Below are 20,078 nucleotides of genomic sequence, written 5' to 3'. Positions count from 1 at the left end.
TTTTTTTGCAACGATTTGGTTGTGAATTTAGTCTAATAGGTGAGAAGGAATTAGATATCTATTTTGATGCATTATATCTCGAATCTATTGGCCAATAGATTGTAGTAAAATGAAGTAGAAACAGGAAGGAGGGGGAGCATGACATTTATTAAATCTATCTTTCACCATTCAAAATCTTCCTTTGAGGAGTTGGTCGAAGCGGACCAAGAGAGGCTCTATAAAATTGCTTATGCCTATGTAAAAAATGAACAGGATGCCCTTGATGTTTTACAGGATGCTATTGTAAAAGGGTTTAAATCATTTCATAAATTAAATGACAGTCAGTACTTCTATTCTGTGTGGCAATGTTAATACTTTTATCAGGATGCGGAAGTTCTAGTAATAGCTCTAAAGGAACTGACTGGGAACCTACAAAGTATGAAACTGTCAACAACCTTGATGGAGTATCGTTGATTGTTAAAGAAGGAACGGTCTCCTCAACTGGATTGACTGTAATATTTGAGAATAACTCTGACAAGCAATGTATCTATGGTGAATATTTTTTGTTGGAAAAGAAAATGGAAGGTCGATGGTACCAACTCCCTGTTACCTTAGATGGTAACTATGGGTTTAATGATATTGGCTATGACTTAAATCCTTCAGATGCTAGGGAGTGGGCAGTTGACTGGAAATGGCTCTATGGAAGTCTGGATACTGGTGATTACCGTATAGTGAAAGATATACTCGATTTTAGAGAAGCAGGAGACTATGACAAGTACTATTTGACAGCTGAATTCACAATTAATTAGAAAAACATGATTAGTATTTACGAAGGTTATGAAAGGATCTACTTAAACAAACGGGTGCGTTCAGGAGCTGTTTATCTATAGTGAGGAGATGATTCTTTGGTTAGTCTATTAGAGAACATATTCCAAATATCAGCAATAATTCTACTACTTTGTTCTTTCTATTATTATAGACATTTTAAAAAAGTAAAGAGGGAAAGAAAACTAACTTTATTTGAATTTACAATTTATATTATAACTCAAGTTGCATTCTTTCTTTGTGCAGGCAGTTATCTAATTATGTTGTTGGATAGGAATTATTGAACAAACGGGTAACTTTAGCTGAATGAAGCAGGTCAATTTAATTAGAATTAGGGAGTTGAGAATATGAATTGGTTTTTGCTAATATTAGGTATTATTTTATTACTACTAACTATTAAAGGGATTGCATTTTTAGAGAAGAAAAAAACCACCAAGTCGCTATCAAATGAGATAAAACAAAATTCGCTAATGGTTCCCTTAGTCATTGTCCTTATGTTCTTAATCACCTTTATCCCTTATCAAATATGGAATTTATTCGGTAATCCAGTTGGCTGGGAAATCCTTTATATTTTTGGTTTTTCAGGAGTTATAACCATTGTTCTTTGTTTTTGGTTTTATGGTTATCAAATTGAACATAAAAGCACTAATGAAAAATGGAGATATTGAAGTAACAGGAAGCTTTAGCACAAGAGTGAAAATGGTTATTCATAAGGGGGATGAGAATTGAAAAAATACAGGCAAGCCATTATTTGGGTGGTAATTGCAGTAATACTTTTTCTAATTTGGCTTTTGACAAAATAAGGTTAATAAAAAATAACGGCGTGCGTTAGTAAAAATTGCGAGTTGCAAAATTGCAACTCTTTTTTTGTATCTAAGAATTGGAAAATGATGTTAAACTAAAGGGGAGGATAATGAAATAAAATGTGAAAAGAATTGCATGCATATTGAAGAAATTCTAATTTAAAGGGAAAAGGGAGATATCACGATGATTAAGGGAAAATCTGTATATTTAAGACCAATTAGAGATGAAGATATGGAAGGTATCTATAAGTCATGTCAGGATGAAGAGTTTCTTTATATGACTGGCACTCGTAAGTCATTTACTTTAGATGAAATTATTAAAAGTTATAATCAATTTAACGAAGACCCAACACGTTATGATTTTGCCATTTGTTTATTAGATAATAATGAAGTAATAGGTGATTTAGCTATATTAGATGTGGATAAGGTTAATAGAAAGGCAGGTTTTAGGATATCATTACATAATAAAAACATTCTTAACAAAGGTTATGGTACTGAAGCAACCAAACTTGCACAAAAATTTACTTTTGAAGAGCTTAAACTAAATCGTTTGGAATTAGAAGTATTTTCTCATAACATTCGAGGTATTAAAGCATATGAAAAAGCTGGGTTCAAAAAAGAAGGAGTATTGAGACAATCTCTTTATATGAACGATACATACTCTGATGAAATCCTTATGGGAATGCTTCAAGAAGAGTATTATCAATAAAGTGTGTATCAATACTTATATAATTTTTGTAGTTTTGTGACATATTTCACTTAAAGTAACGGTGGGGCGTTAGTTCAACAAGTAAAAGTAAAAAACCTATTAAAATGGCTCAGTTCCAATGAGCTGGCCGTTTTATTTATCCTTTTATCGTCACAATTACGGTGCAAATATAAGTACGAATTTGCCTACATTTTCCGTCGATGCAACTTCGGGATAGGAAACAAACGGAACCCGTTACAAAAACCGCCGGTCCTTTTTGGCTAGTGCTTATCCGATATTCCGTATTCAAAGCCATAGAGTCACCTTGATATCATGGGACACGTCTAGCTCATCACCTAAACCTTCAGCCGAAAGAAAACGATCCATGAACTGACTTAGCCCCTAAACAAACGACGCCCAAACCCCAGCAATCAACGCATCAACCTTCTTCTGATCTCCAGCCTTAAAGGCATCGAGCCATTCGTCCTCTGCAAGTTGCCGTAAAAGAGCTTTCTTCACGTCACTATCCATTCCTAGGTCATGACACTTCTTGATAATATCGCTCCTGAGTTTTCCGATCGTTTCGAGATACTCTTGATATTCTATACCAAATTCCTTCTCCAATTTCACACGAATTTTTTTTGCCACACTAGGACTTGTACCTGTTGTGGAAATTGCGATTTGTAATGGACCACGCTCCACCACCGTTGGAAAAAAGAAGTTGCTGAGTTCCTGATTATCGACGATATTTAGGAAAGGGACATGGTCACGTCCTTCATCACAAACTCTCTTATTGACCTCAGGAGAATCAGTTGCTGCGATTACTACAAAAGCTCCTGCTGTGTCCCCTGATTCAAACTTCCGCTGTTCAAATTCAAACTCGCCTATCCGTTCCCTCAATTCCTCGCAAAGAAACGGACTAATCACTTTAACATGACAGCCGGCATCCAGTAGTCCAGCCACCTTTCGAGCGGCAACCGTACCGCCACCAACCACAACACTTTTCTTCCCAGTCAAATTCACCATACAAGGCTTGAAATCAGACATAGTGATTCACCTGATCTTGGAGCCATAATCTAATGGAGGGGTGTGGTAGATAGGCAGAACCGTTATAAACATGAGGAAATCCTTCTAGTTTTGCTGGGATTTTCTTCGAGGTATAGTAGCCATCACTAAGAAAAACGGGAACGGCAACTACTTTCTTTTTCCCGTTAGCACTTAAGTCCCCCGCGGCCTCCGTAATCGTATCAGGTAAAACAGTTCCGTAGCCTGCCTCGGAAAAACCAAATTTCTCTTTAAAATACTCTACCATATCCTCTAACGTCTCTTCCCAAACGGGCTGAAAATGAGGTCGGTCACTTCCGTGGGCCACTAATAAGAGGCTCTCTTGGAACGGCATTTCTGATAACGGCTGTATCCGAGCTTCTAACACCTCTAATATAAGGGGATGGGCATCCATTGCTTTACCCCAAATAACCGGAACCTTCGGATGAATGAGCTCTATGTCCGTATCAAAAGCTGGTTCCTCAATCACCCCTAAGGCATACTGAATTTCATTAAGATGGGTGCTGCCGGAGCAGACGAAGAAAGGAATAACCGCGATGTTGTCAACACCTTGGTTTTCCAAGAAACGAACACCGTCTGCAATGCTTTTCCCTTCAATAAGCTCTAAATAACCTATAGTAACAGGTGCCGACGTTTCAAGGGATGCAACAGCTTCTTCGATTAACGCTACCCACTTTTGGTTCTGGGAGCCGTGGGCAACGACAAGGACTCCTGTTTTCGTATCTAATTTCGTCCCAACTTGATTTAGCATCCTATCAACCCTCACTTCAAACGACCATTTTTGAAAAATCTAGTTTGATTATACTTCAACGACATCCATCGAAGCCAATTCCTTTTCCTTAAACCACGCAATTTTTTCTCGTAAACCAACCACTTCTCCTACCACTATGATTGCTGGAGATTTGAATCGATTTCTCTTCACTTCACAAGTAATGTTCTCTAGTTTTCCAACGAGTGTTTCCTGCTCTGACGTCGTACCCCAGCGAACGAGGGCTACTGGTGTGGAGGGATCACGGCCATGAAGGAGTAGTTGTTCCTGTATTAAATCCATATTCCCTACCCCCATATAGAACACTAGTGTATCCACAGAGGTGGCCAGTTTATCCCATTGAATATCCTTCTTTTTCCCACCATCTGTTCGCTTGTGTGCGGTGATGAAAGCACAGGAGGAGCTGAAATCACGATGGGTGAGTGGAATGCCCGCGTAAGTAGTCGCAGCAATTCCAGAAGTGATACCTGGTACGATTTCAAAGGAAACACCATTCTCCGCACAATGTTCTGCCTCTTCTCCCACTCGACCGAAGATGCTGGGATCTCCACCTTTTAAGCGGACAACTGTTTTCCCTTTTAAAGCGTGCTTCACCAAAATTGCATTGATTTCAGGTTGCGGTATCGTATGGCGGTCTGGCATTTTTCCACAATAAATCAATTCGGTTAGTGGTTTGGCGTACTCCAGTAGTTCTTTATTTACAAGCCGGTCATAGACGATGACATCTGCCTTTTGAATCGCTTTGATTCCCTTTAACGTGATTAGGTCAGGATCTCCGGGGCCTGCACCCACTAAATACACTTTCCCATTCTTCATCTTTGTTGCCCCCTTGATCCGTTTTTTGCTATCGGCTAAATCCACATCCCTATGGAAAAACTAAGATAGCGTGAGTTTACCATTTAGTTTTATAAAGACACCATGTTTTGAGAACAGTTGACTAGAACCTAGCCTACAGACAGACACTTTTCTTGGTACATGATCTCCATTTTTCTAAATGAATGGCGCCTTTTCTAGCCTTTAACTGGCTTGTGGCAAGGTCAATTCCTTCCTCGACGGAGGATGTTGTCCCGTAAAAATAGTAGCGTGCCGCTGCATTGAAGATCACCTGATTTCTGTAGTAGGCAAGATCCTCCGAGCTTTCTCCGTTTAAGATGGCAGTGATAAGACGTACTTGATCCTCTAAAGTTAACACTTCTTTTTCTGGATCCTTCCGGAAAAATAGCCCGTAATCCTCAGGGTCTAAGTCAACGTTTCGAACATTATCTTCAGTTACTTCATAGACAAAGCTTTTCCGGTGAATAGGAAGATCCTCAGACCCTTCTGTCCCTTGGACAATATAGGATTTCTTGAAGTTTTGTCCTCGCAGATTCGCCACGTTCGTATCTAACACCGTTTTATGAAAGATTCCTAGCATGATAGCATTGGAGTTTGTTATATTTAACAGTTTTTCTACCATATTGATGAAGGAGCGAACTCCAATTTCTTCACGGACTTTCCTAATTCTAGCCAAGGGAGGACAAAGAGCTTCCGTCCAAGCGAACCCTATGTTGTTCCCTTCAATCGATGCCGCAATATGGCTTGGAGTTAGATCATAGGCAATTCCAAGTTCCCCTAAAATACTTTTCAAGGTAGAACCGTACTTGGGAGGTAACGTATCACTGCTGTGCAAAAATACTGGGATGCCATTTTCAGCTAAGAGAATAGAAACGGGAATAGTAGCAGCAAAAGTTTTTCTCCCATCATACGGACCTGAAAAGTCTATTAATCTCTCTTGAATGTCTTGAGATAAGGGGATCGTTTCGGATGCCTCACGGAAGGCATGCACAAAGGCTGCTAGTTCCTCCGGAGACTCATTTTTCAAACGTTGGGCAATGAGGAAAGCGGCAACTTGAATATCAGTCGCCTCCCCAGTAATAATAGAGTTTGCTGCAGCGAGACCTTCCTCATAGGTTAAGTCCCTCGCCCGTTTCTTTCCTTTAGCTACTTCCTTGATCCACTGTTTCATTTTGTTTGCCTCCCTGCCCTTGATGGACTAGTTTTCTTTCTACTAATGGCGAAACACGGATGGGACATACTTTAAACTCGGGCATTTTACAAAAAGGATCCAGTGCAGGACTTGTTACACGATTGATAGATTGGGAATCTCCCCAATGAAATGGTGCAAATACAGTATCCCGGCGAATTTTATCGGAATAATTACTACGAATGATCATGGAGCCTTGTTTTGAATCAATCTGAAATAAAGCGCCGTTATCAATGCCGTAAGTTGCTGCCGTATCAGGGTGAATCTCTAGTAATGGCTCTTTTGCACGGGAAAGTAAATCAGGACTTCTTCTTGTTTGAACGCCAGTTAAGTAATGCTCCATTAGTCTTCCCGTTGTTAATAATATAGGGAACTCGTCTGAAATCTCTGGAAACTGACGGGACACTTGTACTGGATAAAATTTGGCCTTTCCGTCCCTGTGAGAGAAGGAAGAATCAAATAGACGAGGAGTTCCAGGATGGTTGGTATCTGGACACGGCCAGATAATGCCGACTTCTTTTATGCGATTATAAGTGATTCCAGAATAATCTGCGATTCCTTCTTTACTGGCAAGTCGAAGTTCTTCAAATATTTCTTCCGCTTTTGAAAAAGAAAAGCCCTCTTTTTTCCCTAAAGCGCTGGCTAAATCACATAGAATTTCCCAGTCGTGTTTCACTCCCTTAGGCATTGGGCGTTCTGCTTTCCGTAAGGTAACACGCCCCTCTAAATTAGTCATCGTACCTTCATCTTCTAAATAACTGGAGGAGGGGAGGATCAAGTCTGCTAATTCCGCTGTTTCGGAGACAAACATATCTACGACCACAAGGAAACGAAGCTTTTTCAAAGCTTTCTCTACAAAAATACTATTCGGATTGGAGACAACAGGATTTGAAGCCATAACTAACATGGCAGTAATCTCTTCTTGATCAATAGCTTCCATCATCTCGTAGGCTGAGACACCTTTCCCTGGAAGGTCCTTTTCATCAATGCCCCAAACCTTTGCTATATACTCCCTGTGTTCCTTGTTTTCGATAGAACGATACCCTGGTAGTTGATCTGCCTTTTGTCCATGCTCCCTTCCACCTTGGCCGTTCCCCTGTCCGGTAATGGCACCGTACCCACAGGCATGTTTTCCAATCTTCCCCGTTCCTAAGACGAGGTTAAGGAAGTGACGTACATTTTCATAACCATTGGCGTGTTGTTCTACCCCACGGGCGGTGAAGAGAAAACCAGTTTCTGCTTCTCCATACTTCCTAGCCGCTAGCTTTATTTGCTCGGCGGACACTCCAGATTGCTGAGCCATTTCTTCTAAATCGATAGAAGGGAGGTCTGCCAAAACGTGGTCAAAGCCATCCGTGCGATTTTTGATAAACTCTTCATCTAAAAACCCTTCATCAGATAACACTTTCAACATCCCATTGGCGATGTAAGCATCCTTCCCTGGCTTCACTTGGAGGTGAAGATCTGCTAGTTTTGAGGTGCCCGTTTCCCTTGGGTCAATGACAATGATATAGGCACCATTCTTCTTTGCCTTTCGAAAATAAGGAAGAATGGTCGGTTGGCAATCGGCAATATTGGTTCCTGCTAGAATAATACATTTAGCGTCTTTAATTTCATGAAGGCCGTTTGTAAGGCCACGATCGATTCCGAAAGCATGATTTGCTGCTGTAGCTGCTGCACTCATACAAAAGCGCCCGTTATAATCAATGTGCTTCGTTTGAAGGCCAACTCTGGCAAACTTCCCTAGCAAATAAGCCTCTTCATTGGTTAAGGAGCCGCCACCGTAAGCGGCAACGGCATCCTTTCCATCTTCTCTTTGAATCGTTTTAAATTGTTCTGCAATGTATTCTAGTGCTAATTCCCAAGGGATTTTAACAAACTCTCCGTCAATTTTGATTAGGGGGTGGGTCACTCTCTCGTTGGAGATGACATGCTGGTGAGCATTTACCCCTTTTATACATAAACGTCCCTCAGAAGTGGGATCCGATTTATTTGGTTTTGCTTTAAATCGTTTCCTTGTAATGATCTTCTCTTCGATTAAACTCATGGTACATTGGACACTACAGTAAGGACACTTTGTATCCATGATTTTTTCTTTCCCTTTTTCCAATTGCTCCGTTCGGAAATGCTTTAGAAAGTCACTCATTTATCTCACACCTTCTGCGAAATTCGAAAGTTCCTCATTTAAATCGTGATGTATACGATATTATCTTCGACATCGACGGGAAAGGTCTGAACGCAGCCATCATCGGGCTTTTGAACTTCCCCCGTCGTAACATCGATTTTCCAGTCGTGGAGTGGACAAAATACGTATTCTCCACTGACAATTCCTTGAGCTAGTGGACCCTGCTTGTGTGGACACTTATTTTCAATAGCCTTCACTTTTCCACTGCTTAAGCGAAAAAGTGCGATTTCATGTTCCCCGATGATAACCTCTTTACCAATTTGCAGAGGTAGTTCGTCTAAGTGAGCAACTCTTAGTCGTTGCCTGTTCTTTGTTTGAGCCATTCGTTTCATCCCTTTCTCCTTATTATGAAGGTGTGACTTCTACCCCTTTTTTATTTTGAAACAAGTCCGTTCGTTGCTTTTCATTTTCAATAAATGTTTTCCACGGATCCTCTGGTAAGGAAGCGAGAGCGATCTCCATTCGTTCTACTAATTCCAGTTTAAAGGTAGCATTGTTTAAGAGAGTTTCCTTAATATGATCTAACCCCACCCGCTCTAACCAGTGAGAGGTACGTTCTAAATATCTAGCATTCTCCCGGTAATACTGTAGATAAGCTGCGATCATTTCCAACACTTCCTCTGAGGTTTTTACTTTACAGAGAAGGTCTGCTGAACGAAGGTCGGTGCCTCCATTCCCGCCAACATAAATCTCCCAAGCCCCATCGACCCCTACAATACCAACATCCTTAATACCAGATTCAGCACAATTTCGTGGACAGGCGGAGACGCCCATTTTCACCTTGTGAGGTGTATTTAATCGTTCGAATTTCTTCTCAATAGCGATTCCTAAACCGATGGAATCTTGTGTTCCAAAACGACAGAAGTTTTCCCCAACACAGGTCTTAACGGTTCGAATCGATTTCCCATAGGCATAACCAGAAGGCATATCAAGATCCTTCCAAACGTTTGGCAGATCCTCTTTTTTCACTCCTAATAAGTCAATTCGTTGGCCACCAGTTACTTTGAGAAGTGGCACGTCATATTTTTCCGCCACATCCGCTATCTTTCTTAGATCCGTTGGGTTGGTCACTCCACCGTACATTCTCGGAACAACGGAGTACGTTCCGTTATTTTGAATGTTCGCATGCATTCGTTCATTGACGAAGCGGGATTCCTTCTCGTCTTCATAGTCAGTTGGTCGTACCATCCCTAAGTAATAATTGATGGCAGGACGGCATTTCGAGCAACCTTCCGGAGTTGTCCAGCCTAGAACATTCATGACTTCCTTTGTGTGTGAAAGCCCCTTCTCCCGAATTTCCGCCACTACCTCTTCATGGGAGAGGGAGGTACAAGCACAAACCGTTTCTTTTTCATTTCCAATCTCAAATTCATCCCCTAAGGTGTGCTCCAGCAATTCTCCAACTAGACCTTTGCATGTACCACAGGATCTCGAAGCGTTTGTACAGTCCCTAACTTCTGCCACGCTGCATAAATTATTCTCTTGAATGGCATGAACGATGGTACCTTTTGAGACTCCATTACAGCCACAGATGATTTCACTATCGGCCATCTCGGCAACCATACTTCCTTCCTGCGGAGAGGATTGAAGGATGTTGACTTTACCTATCTCTGCTATGTCAGTTCCGTTGTTAATCATGTTGAGAAGTTTTGTTCCCTCGGAAGTTTCCCCGAACAAAACAGCACCTACAATTCGGTTGTCTCTGATCGTAACTTTTTTATAAATGCCTTCAAAATCGTCTTGAATTCGAATGGCTTTGCTGTTAGGACTATCATTGAATTCACCAGCAGAGAAAACATCAACACCACTGACTTTAAGTTTCGTAGAGAGAATGGAACCTTGGTAGCCTTCCCCGGCACCTACTTCACAGATTTGTTTGGCTAAAACCTTGGCCTGTTCCCAAAGGGGAGCGACGAGCCCATACACCATTTCTCGGTGTTCGGCACATTCTCCTAACGAATAGACATTTGGAGCACTGGTTTTCATATAGTCATCCACAATAATTCCACGATTGGTTTCAATCCCGCTAGCTTTGGCAACGTCCACATTCGGCTTGATTCCGACAGCCATTACTACTAAATCAGCCTTCACCACTTTCCCATCTTTGAAGAGGACCTTTTCGACTCGCTTTTTCCCAAGAATGGCTTCTGTTTGATGATTCATTAAAAAATTCATTCCTTGCTTTTCCAACTCCGCCTGAAGCATTCCTGAGGCAGTGGGATCTAGTTGGCGCTCCATTAAGTAATCTAAGATGTGTACGACGTCAACCTTCATACCAAGGTTCAATAGGCCACGAGCAGCTTCCAGCCCTAGTAATCCACCTCCTATGACGACAGCTTTTTCATAGTTTTTAGAGGTATCAATCATCGTTTCACAGTCTTCAATATTTCGAAAAGCGATGACCCCTTCCTTGTCAGCCCCAGGTAACGGCAACATAAAGGGGTGAGAGCCTGTTGCAATGATTAAGTCATCGTAAGGAACAGAACGTCCTTTATCGGTAAAAACTTGATTGGTGTTTTTATCAATTTTTTCAACCGTTTCTCCAGTATAAAGTTGAATATTATGTTCCTGGTACCATTCATAAGAATTTAAGACGATATCTCCAACAGTAGTATCTCCTTGTAACACAGAGGAGAGCATGATTCGGTTATAATTGGGGTGCGGTTCTGTTCCGAACACCGTAATATCAAAACGATTCGGATCTATTTTTACAATCTCTTCTAGACACCTAACACCAGCCATTCCATTTCCCACAAGGACTAATTTTCTTTTCGTCATGTTCTTTCCCCCAGTTTATTATTTGTTAACAGCGACTTTTTTCACTTCAAATTCCAAATCGGTGTTGATGGCATTTTCTCGGTCAATCGATGATTCGTAATACTCATTAGCAAAGGAATTCTCCGGTTCTTCTAACCAAAAGAAGCAAATCACAAAGCTGGCAAAGGCCCCACCCGCTAAGATGAAGAAAAATTGTTGAGGTGTAACAAAGGTATAAAGGGTTAAGTATATGGTTGATCCAACGTTTCCATAAGCTCCAGCCATCCCTGCAACTTGGCCAGTCATCCGTTTCTTAATCATTGGAATAATCGCGAAGGTTGCTCCCTCAGAACCTTGAACGAAAACAGAAGTCATAATAGTTAATACAACAGCTAAAATGAGGGGCCAGCCGGAATCGATAAAGCCCATTCCAACCATTCCAAGGGTAATACCTACCATATAAATCAGCATGACACGTTTTCTGTTACCCATTCGATCGGATAAAATTCCTCCAAGGGGTCGCGCAATTAAATTGATAAAGGCGAAGGAGGCTGCGATCAATCCTGCAGAAGTAGCAGATAATGAAAAGGTCATCTGAAAAAACATTGGGAGCATGGATATAATCGCTAATTCCGCTCCGAAATTGGCAAAGTAAGTACTGTTTAATGCGGCGACATTTTTAAACTTGTATTGATCATCCTTTGGAACTCCTTTACGGAGGAGCGGGATGTTCACTTGTAGAATTTTATAGATTTGATAGATCATCACGATTCCAATGATGCTGTAGATGCCGTACAGAACGTTGAGAGATATGAATCCCATTCCCTCTAGTCTCCACGCCAGGACTGCTAGAGCACCACCTAATGGGAGTGTCCAAATGATGAGTTGAACAAGGTCCTTCCAACTGCTGACCTCCATGGCACCAGCTTTTTTAGATCCAACGAAGTCGACACCCTTTGGTGTATCTCGCACAGAGAGGAAATAAATAACTCCATATATGATACAAATGACACCTGTTAAAGCTATTGCATAGCGCCAGCCGTTTTCTCCACCAAAGGCCGTTAAGGCAATCCAAGGTAACAACATGGCACCTGCTGCAGATCCGAAGTTCCCCCAACCTCCATATATGCCTTCCGCGAAGCCAACATTTTTAGGTGGGAACCATTCGGCTACCATTCGAATACCAATGACAAAGCTGGCTCCAATACTACTTAGTAGAAGTCTAGAAATCATCATTTGTGTCCAAGAATCTCCAAACGCGAAAAGGAAGGTTGGAATGGACATGGTGAACAAGAGCCCGGAATAAACAATACGTGGTCCAAAGCGATCGATTAACATGCCAATAACGATCCGTGCGGGGATGGTTAAAGCCACATTGATTATTGCTAGTGCAGCAATATGATCCCTTGTTAACCAGTCATTCGTTTCGAGCATGGTCGTGGCTAGAGGAGCCATATTAAACCACGTGAAAAACGAGATGAAAAAGGCAATCCATGTTAAATGTAAAACTTTCATTTGCTCATTTTTAAATTTGAAGATATCTGAAATTCGCATATACTGGACTCCTTCTTAATTTTTAGTATTTGGTTATTTCTATATTTTCTGAATATTGTATAAAGAGAAATATAGAAAGGAAGTAATGACAGTCCATTAACGTTGTGAAGTTAAATGACATTATCACATACCCACTAAAAGGAGTGGTACATAACGAGAGATAACCTGACATACTTTTTACCCTTATGGAAAAGGCTAAAACCCTTGATATTACAATGGTTATAGGAATGAAAACGCTCTTATGTTTCGCACATTTTCAAAATAAAAATATGTAAATATTTAGAAAAACAATTGAAAAGAAAGATAGATTTTAGTCAGATTATAGGACAGTATAAAAATTAGAGTTATTGTATAATAATGTTTTTGAGATTTTGGGGAACGAAAATTAAATAAGAAAAGCAAGCGCCTAGGCTCACGAGCGAAAGTCACTGGAGAAATGACAACAGAAGTCCGCTCTTTGACTTCGGTTGTCACTTCCGAAGTGGCTTAGGGACTGTAAAAGTGGAAAAACACCACTTTTTCAGTTCCCATGCGAGTAGGCGCTGGAGCTAGACAATGCCCGAAGGTGCAAAAACTTATACTTTCCTTTCAAAAAAAGTCTACTATTGGAGTAGACTTTTTTTGAAAGGAAAGAAATAAATATAGCGTCCAATTAGGAGTCTAAATTGGACGCTATATTACAGTCATATTTCTATGTTTATCCTCACGAACGGATCTATTTATTTTGAGAAAAAGCTAATTCTTTTTTCCAACAACGGAAAGTCGGCAAGTTCGAAAAACATCATCCTCGTGCTTTGCTACTTTCACTTATCCTTCAACAACCTTTCGAAGTTGTACATTAATAATTTCAACCCAGCCATTATCCATTCTTTCACGAATAATGGAACTTTTGTTGTTTGCTTTTGGAAGAACAGTATCAGGCGATTGCCTGCCATTATGTATAAGTGTAAACTCCGTTTTTTCTCCCATACCTTTAAGAATATGTTTTTTCACACACTAAAATTAATACCATGTTTCATCTATTATTCGCTGTAATATCTTTTTGCTTTCTGCGTCTTTTGGCCTTGGTGTTCGACCAATTTGTTCATAAATCTCTTTCTCTTCCAGAAGTTGCGTTGGATTTAACACATGGGCTGATATGCCATGCAAGATAAAAGTTTGCAGAAGCAAAGAATCTGGTCTCCACACCCATTCAGGTAATCCATTCAAAATAAGGTTTCCAGTGTCTGAACGGGTTATATAGCTAAACGTGATTTCTACATTCCCCTTACAAAAATCAGACTGCCTATCACAAAACTCTTTTTTCACTTTTGTTTTTTCATAACCATTTTTAAATAGTTCATTTTCTAATCGTTCTCTATGTTGTATCCACGTTACTAAATCAATATCGTCATGTACCCGAGTAACTTTGCCAAGTAAAAAGTCAATTGCCCATCCACCCCGTAACCAGAATTTAATATCTAACCCTTCAGCAATGGCACTAATTTCACTCAATACTTTAAGTTGTGACTTGGTATGCGCCTCAATAACTTCATGTGTCATGGTAATTCTCCTGTCTCCCAACTTTTTTTGAAAGTAGCCGATTTAAGTAAACTCCCCGTTAGGTACCACAACACCTACGACAACTTATGAGAGTTCTTGTTTGTTTAATAACGATCTGACTTTAATTTCTCATTTTCTTTTCATTGTTCTTCTATGAAGTTCTTTAATTCTTTTTCATTTGTAAATTCACTTAACTCTGTTTCATACTAATCTTGCAATTCTGACTTAGAAAGATTGTATGCCTTTTCATCAAAATTAAAAGTAATTCACTCCATCTCGTCTATCAATAGAAAAGTTCCATTGAAAATAACTGTTTCTTCAAATTCCTCTTCTATCATTGTTTTTTCAAAATCCACTGTATACAACAACTAGCCCTAACCCATGAGGATTTGTTTCGGTACTAATTACAAAATTTTTATAAAGGTAATGATGCCTTCTACACTTATAACTTGTCTATAACGCTTTGTTGAACCCTTTGTTATTCTTTTCCATCATACTCTACAATATTTAAACCCTCAGATGCTTCTGGTGCTTCAAAAAATTTAGTAACATGAATAAACACCGCTTCCGTGTCAAAAGCTGCTCGCTCAGGTTGTTCGATTCGTCTTTGTGCAATTTGACGTAAGCATTGCTCGTTAGTTAAATTAAGGAAAATTAGTTGATGGCTCGCATTGACCTCTGACGCCATATCCAAAAACCACTTACGCAGTTTTAGAGTGTTAGCTGGAAAATCCATCACAACATCTGTACCGACACTTAATATGTTTTGGACATGCTTTTTCACTAACGGCTTAAGCTGCGCGGAGAATTTTAGATAGTCTTCAAATGTTGCGATCTGATTCGGATAAAGAGATGTTAGCCATTCATCCTCAGACAACAGTACCGCATGTTTATCTATCGCCAATTGTTTTGACCTAGTTGATTTTCCCGCGCCCATTTTTCCACAGAAAAAGTATAGCGTTCCTAATTGTTTCATTATTTTAACCCCCCGCGCTTATTTAATCATTTTTGCCCGAGCTTCTTAAATCTATCTTTTTTTTTTTGCTAGTGTTGCACTTATTTCATTTTAGCATTTACACTGTTATATTTTGTTAGTAATTGTAGTGAAGGACGCTCCCTTTCACCACAGGTATAAGTGCCACTACCATGTCTACTTCACTTCGTTCGTATACACGGTTTTTCTTAGCCCAGTGCGGTTCGGGGGCGCCTCTTCAAATCCAATCTACTCCATGTTCACGAATGAACTTCATATCCTTTTGATAATGTTCAAGATGCCCTTCATCTATCATCCTCTGAAAAGCAATGTCACCTTCACTTGCTCTTGTTATCATGTATTTACATAATCCGTCTAATCTTAGCAATACCATTTCTAAATAATTTTCTTCCATTTCCTCGTTGCCGTAAGATTCAAAAAACAATTTAACTCTTTGTTTAATACGGTCGGCATCTATCGATGAATTATAATAAACAGTCACACCTGTTTCAGTATGATAATGCCTACTTAAAGGAATGCAAGTGTACAGAGTATAGGCTATATCCCAAAGTCTTGGACCAGGAGCAGCAACATCAAAATCAATAATACCTACTGGTTTTTCCTGATTAAAAATGATGTTGTATATGGCAAAATCATTGTGACATATAACTTCCATTTTATCTGGAGTATTATCCATCGATTTCCATTCATCAGAAATGGGGAAATCACTCACAGCATCATGATAGAGACTAAGCATTTTCGCGATTTCTTGTAATACCTCATTCGAACTCATGTATTCTTTTAAAGGATAATTACCAGCTTCCCCTTCAATAAAAGATAATATCTCTCTACTTTTTTCATCAATACCTAAAAATTTCGGAGCAAAGTCAAAACCTTTACGCTCCAAATGCAACAATAATTTATGAATTTTATCACTACCAAGCTTCCGATCACGTCGAACAGTATCTCCCGAACGATAAACGTTTGAGACATTCCCTCCTGTTAGCATTTCTTCGTTTTCGTGGTTTGACATTTAAATCCTCCCTTTTCAATAAAACATAAAACTAATCTTGTTTATTCAATTTTCCTTCCAAATTTAGATCCAAAACAGCAACGACAGTTTATGATGCTATATCCTCTGCGTTAGTTTAAGTATTATTGTACACATTATTTTTAGTTAATTTAACAGTATATGAAAAAAGAATTCAGACTTATTAATGAGGGGCACTGAAAAAGTGGTGCTTTTCCACTTTTTCGGTCCCTCATTATTAATTATGTTAAGTCTGAATTCTTTTTTATGGCTAATTATTATTAAATCCATTTAATTTTTTTTTACTTTTTAGGATACAACTTAGCAAACCAACTATAATCGGAGAAATCTTTGCTGAATTCGGAGAAATCTCTATCGGATTCAGACAAAAACACGAAGGAATCGGACAAAAATAGAGAATAAAAAGGGAATTCGACAAAACACGACAAAAAAACCACCGCCACTTTACCACAGCAGCATCGTCAATCTCCGCAAACGCAAACCAACCATCTTCTTTTTTATCTTAATGCAGACGTGGCCATCCGTACGTACGTATGCCGTTTTCCCCTGATCGCAATAGAATAGGCCGTAATATTTTCCGGAATAGCAATACCAGTATAGCCTGCGTCTCCAATATGATGGATATCTGCTCCAGCCATTTTACTATTTAATGCAATCTGTTTTATCGTACTTTCATCAGCACCTTCTTGACTTGTTCCAATCGTTAACATCGTTAAAGCTCCATTTTTCTTAGCAATGTTTACATTTCTCCTGGTTTCTTCTACGGTAATGCCTGGCACAGTTCCCGGAGCTGGCAAAAGAATGACATCTGCACCTGCTTCCACAAACTGTAGAATCGCATCCTCTGTAACAATTTGGGAGCCATCCTCCCCTTCTACTCCTGCACTATGCATCTTCCCTGCAATAATTAAAACATCGTCTCCTAGAATCTTTTTGGAACGTTGAATCGCATCTCTAATTTGACTATTACTTACACCAGTTTTAGGATTTCCTGTTAAACAGACGATGTCAAAACCTAGTTCCTTTACCTTCTCCAAACTAGCATCTGAAGCTGTTCTTCCTTCTGGAAGCTCATACAGCGTTTCAAACGCCTTAGCATTTTTATCCACCGGCTCCAGATTTAGCCCGATTGGTCTTCCTGTCAACTTCTTTAACTGATAAATAAGGTCCTTACCTGATAAAACATCCCCTGCTACAAAAGGATCAAAAACATCAAAAAGATTTAATAGCAGAATGTCTGCACCAAAAGCACCAGCCAACTCAAGATTAGTGACGCTAGGATAATGAGGAGGGGCAGGTGCAATCACCTCCGATAAAATCGTCCGTCCTTCAGACGCCTTAATGGCCTGTTTAAGTTCTGTTGCATTCATGGAAAAAAAGTCAGAAGCCGTACAATCTAGTAGTCGCTTCAATTCGATTCATCTCCTTATGTAAAGGAATGCCTGCAACTTGTCGCATTCGACAAGTTACAGGCACCTTTTTAGATTTTCTTTTTCATTGCATCGGCTACAAATTCCACATCGGTTCCAATGATAACTTGGACATCCTTTTCACTCAGCTTAATGACACCTTTTGCACCATTTTTCTTAATAGCTGCCTCATCTAGCTTACTCATATCCTTCAATTGTAAACGAAGTCTAGTGACACAATTTTGAAGACTTATAATGTTTTCTTTTCCACCAATTGCTTTTAAATAGTCTTCAGCAAGTACATCGTAATCTCCTGTCTTTGTTGCTGAGGCCTCATCTATTGCAAGATCCTCATCCTCATCTTCATCTTCACGACCTGGTGTTTTCAAGTCCAAAGCTTTAATGAGGAAGTAGAAGACGACAAAGTAAATGGCTCCATAAACTAAACCGATTCCTGCTAACACTAGAGGTCTTGTGGCAATACCAAAGTTTAATAGATAGTCAATCGCTCCTGCGGAGAACCCAAACCCGTGTAGGGTTCCTAAGGAGTATGCTACGATCATCGCGGATGCAGTTAATAATGCATGCACCACATAAAGTAGTGGAGACAAGAACATGAACGAGAACTCAATTGGCTCCGTAATACCAGTTAAGAAGGACGTGAATGCAATACCAATCATCATACCTGCAATAGCTTTTCTACGATGTTTTTTGGCAGCAAAAATCATTGCAATAGCTGCAGCCGGAAGACCGAACATCATAATTGGGAAGAAACCAGCCATGAAGATCCCTGCATCAGGGTCTCCAGCGAAGAATCGGTGAAGATCTCCTGTTGCACCTTGGAATTCACCGAACTGGAACCAAACGAGACTGTTTAGGACGTGGTGCAAACCAATTGGAATAAGGAGACGGTTCATTGCTCCATAAATACCAACACCAGCAGCCCCTGAACCTACAATCCATTGACCAATTCCATCGATACCTGCTTGAATTGGTGGCCATACAAATCCGAATAAGAATGCTAGTAGTAACATGGCACCAGCGGTAACTATAGGCACAAATCGCCTTCCGCCAAAGAATCCCAACCATTGTGGCAACTTAATATTATAGTACTTGTTGTAAAGTAACCCAGCTACAATACCAGAAATAATACCGCCTAGGAAGGCCATGTTAATATCAGGATTAATAGCTTGCGTACCTTCCGTCAATACGAAAAATCCAATAGCACCGGCAAGAGCTGCTGCTCCATTTCCATCCTTCGCAAGACCAACAGCAACTCCAATAGCAAATAATAATGGCAAATGATCAAATAACGCTGCTCCTGCTGCGGACATGAATGGGATTCCCAATAAGTCATCTTGACCAAATCGCAAGAGTAACGCTGCAACTGGTAAGGATGCAATTGGAAGCATCAGTGCGCGGCCAATACGCTGTAGAAAACTTAACATAAATAATACCCCTCTCTTCTTTTAAGTTTATATTGTGAAAAAGCATATAATAATGCTTTGTTCAACCAAGCCTCGCAAACCCTGTCAAAACACGTATAGAATTGAATCTACCCAAGGTAGGTTTTCAATGCCTTTTTTAAGTGTCCCTTACTTTTATTTAATTCCTCGAATGCAACCTTCTTTGTGGCACCAGTAATTCCAATAAAGATTGCCGCCTTAAGATTTTGATCAGTCTCCCTTAAGAGTCTCTCTGCCTCCCCATAATCTACTGAGGCTAACTCCATGACCATCTCTACCGCACGACCAACTAGCTTTTTATTTATAATCTGCATATCTACCATCTCATTTTTGTAGACTCGTCCTAACTTGACCATGGTGCCCGTCGAAAGCATGTTCAAAATCATTTTCTGTGCAGTTCCAGACTTTAGTCTGGTGGATCCGCGAATCACCTCTGGACCAGTTTCCACCTCAATAGAAACATCTGCAATCGAAGAAGCTTTTGCGCCATGATTACTACTCACGGCTATGGTAAAAGCAGCTTTCTTTTTCCCATATTGGAGTGCAGACAGCACAAAAGGAGTGGATCCGCTTGCACTAACTCCAATGAGGCAATCATCCGGCCCGAATGAATGCGCTTCCAACTCTTCTACCGAGGCATTCTCTTTATCTTCATCCTGTTCCAGAGAGGCCCACATGGCTTTTTCACCGCCTGCAATGATAGGCTGCCAGCGTTCTAAACGAATAGAAAACGTGGGAATGAGCTCTATGGCATCAACGACAGCCAACCTGCCACTGGTACCTGCTCCCACAACAAAGCAGCGGCCTCCTTTGTTCATTGCTTCCGTTATTCCATCAATGCCCTTGGCGATATCGGGTAGGGACCCTCTCACCGCTGGAGCGATCACCGCATCCTCCGTATTCATTAACGATACAATCTCCAAGCTGTTCATTTCATCAATCGCCAAACTTTTTTTATTGGATGTTTCCGTTATTCGATTGCTCATGTG

At 40.2% G+C, this 20,078-nt stretch carries 18 protein-coding genes and 1 pseudogene; 4 read left to right on the top strand and 15 right to left on the bottom strand.

The genetic code is table 11. From position 1 onward, the window contains the following. Window positions 1-138 precede the first annotated feature (138 nt). From KS419_RS09100 to KS419_RS09085, 4 genes are all read left to right on the top strand, one after another. Window positions 139-351: a sigma factor gene (locus KS419_RS09100; RefSeq protein WP_217065995.1), complete on the top strand. Its 213-nt coding sequence runs from the start codon at window positions 139-141 to the stop codon at window positions 349-351. 98 nt (window positions 352-449) lie between these two features. Further along, a complete protein-coding gene (locus KS419_RS09095; RefSeq protein ID WP_217065994.1) occupies window positions 450-788 on the top strand; it encodes an immunoglobulin-like domain-containing protein in 339 nt (112 codons plus the stop codon). A 363-nt stretch (window positions 789-1,151) separates the two neighbouring features. Then, a complete protein-coding gene (locus KS419_RS09090) occupies window positions 1,152-1,472 on the top strand; it encodes a hypothetical protein (protein WP_217065992.1) in 321 nt (106 codons plus the stop codon). A gap of 319 nt (window positions 1,473-1,791) precedes the next feature. Continuing rightward, window positions 1,792-2,316, top strand: a complete 525-nt coding sequence (locus tag KS419_RS09085; RefSeq protein WP_217065990.1) for a GNAT family N-acetyltransferase — start codon at window positions 1,792-1,794, stop codon at window positions 2,314-2,316. A gap of 381 nt (window positions 2,317-2,697) precedes the next feature. Here the strand turns inward: KS419_RS09085 and KS419_RS09080 are convergent, their stop codons facing one another. The 15 genes and pseudogenes from KS419_RS09080 to murQ all read right to left on the bottom strand — a co-directional run bounded on the left by KS419_RS09080 (window position 2,698) and on the right by murQ (window position 20,075). Beyond that, a complete protein-coding gene (locus tag KS419_RS09080) occupies window positions 2,698-3,342 on the bottom strand; it encodes a precorrin-2 dehydrogenase/sirohydrochlorin ferrochelatase family protein (RefSeq protein WP_217065987.1) in 645 nt (214 codons plus the stop codon). Beyond that, a complete protein-coding gene (locus KS419_RS09075) occupies window positions 3,335-4,111 on the bottom strand; it encodes a sirohydrochlorin chelatase (protein WP_217065985.1) in 777 nt (258 codons plus the stop codon). The genes KS419_RS09080 and KS419_RS09075 overlap by 8 nt, the downstream gene beginning before the upstream one ends. A 48-nt stretch (window positions 4,112-4,159) precedes the next feature. Further along, the gene (cobA, locus tag KS419_RS09070) at window positions 4,160-4,945 is read right to left on the bottom strand and encodes a uroporphyrinogen-III C-methyltransferase (protein WP_217065983.1); all 786 of its coding nucleotides are present in this window, start codon (window positions 4,943-4,945) and stop codon (window positions 4,160-4,162) included. Window positions 4,946-5,078: 133 nt separating this feature from the next. Next, window positions 5,079-6,134, bottom strand: a complete 1,056-nt coding sequence (locus KS419_RS09065; RefSeq protein WP_217065981.1) for an anthranilate phosphoribosyltransferase — start codon at window positions 6,132-6,134, stop codon at window positions 5,079-5,081. Further along, window positions 6,106-8,298, bottom strand: coding sequence for an assimilatory nitrate reductase catalytic subunit NasC (gene nasC, locus KS419_RS09060; protein WP_217065979.1), 2,193 nt, complete (start codon window positions 8,296-8,298; stop codon window positions 6,106-6,108). The genes KS419_RS09065 and nasC overlap by 29 nt, the downstream gene beginning before the upstream one ends. A gap of 38 nt (window positions 8,299-8,336) precedes the next feature. Next, window positions 8,337-8,660 carry a nitrite reductase small subunit NirD gene (gene nirD / locus KS419_RS09055; protein WP_217066091.1) on the bottom strand — a complete coding sequence of 108 codons (324 nt, stop codon included), beginning with the start codon at window positions 8,658-8,660 and terminating at the stop codon, window positions 8,337-8,339. Window positions 8,661-8,682: 22 nt separating this feature from the next. Beyond that, complete coding sequence (nirB, locus tag KS419_RS09050) at window positions 8,683-11,115, bottom strand: nitrite reductase large subunit NirB (RefSeq protein ID WP_217065977.1); 2,433 nt, start codon at window positions 11,113-11,115, stop codon at window positions 8,683-8,685. An 18-nt stretch (window positions 11,116-11,133) separates the two neighbouring features. After that, window positions 11,134-12,648, bottom strand: coding sequence for a NarK family nitrate/nitrite MFS transporter (locus KS419_RS09045; protein WP_217065975.1), 1,515 nt, complete (start codon window positions 12,646-12,648; stop codon window positions 11,134-11,136). An 807-nt stretch (window positions 12,649-13,455) separates the two neighbouring features. Further along, window positions 13,456-13,626 (bottom strand): annotated as a pseudogene (locus KS419_RS09040) (SRPBCC family protein); the annotation flags it as partial. A 24-nt stretch (window positions 13,627-13,650) separates the two neighbouring features. Continuing rightward, a complete protein-coding gene (locus tag KS419_RS09035) occupies window positions 13,651-14,190 on the bottom strand; it encodes a nucleotidyltransferase domain-containing protein (RefSeq protein ID WP_217065971.1) in 540 nt (179 codons plus the stop codon). 478 nt (window positions 14,191-14,668) lie between these two features. Next, complete coding sequence (locus KS419_RS09030) at window positions 14,669-15,166, bottom strand: P-loop nucleotide/nucleoside kinase family protein (protein ID WP_217065969.1); 498 nt, start codon at window positions 15,164-15,166, stop codon at window positions 14,669-14,671. Between the two features lie 235 nt (window positions 15,167-15,401). Next, entirely contained in the window at window positions 15,402-16,196 is a 795-nt protein-coding gene (locus KS419_RS09025) for a phosphotransferase (protein WP_217065967.1), read from the bottom strand. 515 nt (window positions 16,197-16,711) lie between these two features. After that, complete coding sequence (locus tag KS419_RS09020; RefSeq protein WP_217065965.1) at window positions 16,712-17,626, bottom strand: DUF7916 family protein; 915 nt, start codon at window positions 17,624-17,626, stop codon at window positions 16,712-16,714. A 68-nt stretch (window positions 17,627-17,694) separates the two neighbouring features. Next, window positions 17,695-19,071: an N-acetylglucosamine-specific PTS transporter subunit IIBC gene (nagE, locus tag KS419_RS09015; protein ID WP_217065963.1), complete on the bottom strand. Its 1,377-nt coding sequence runs from the start codon at window positions 19,069-19,071 to the stop codon at window positions 17,695-17,697. Window positions 19,072-19,178: 107 nt separating this feature from the next. Continuing rightward, on the bottom strand, window positions 19,179-20,075 hold the full coding sequence (gene murQ / locus KS419_RS09010) for an N-acetylmuramic acid 6-phosphate etherase (RefSeq protein WP_217065961.1): 897 nt from the start codon (window positions 20,073-20,075) through the stop codon (window positions 19,179-19,181). Window positions 20,076-20,078 lie beyond the last annotated feature (3 nt).

The organism is Evansella tamaricis, from assembly GCF_019042215.1.
GTDB classification, from domain to species: domain Bacteria; phylum Bacillota; class Bacilli; order Bacillales; family Salisediminibacteriaceae; genus Evansella; species Evansella tamaricis.
Note: the sequence above shows the minus strand (reverse complement) of the source record. Positions and strands in the feature narration are given on the sequence as shown.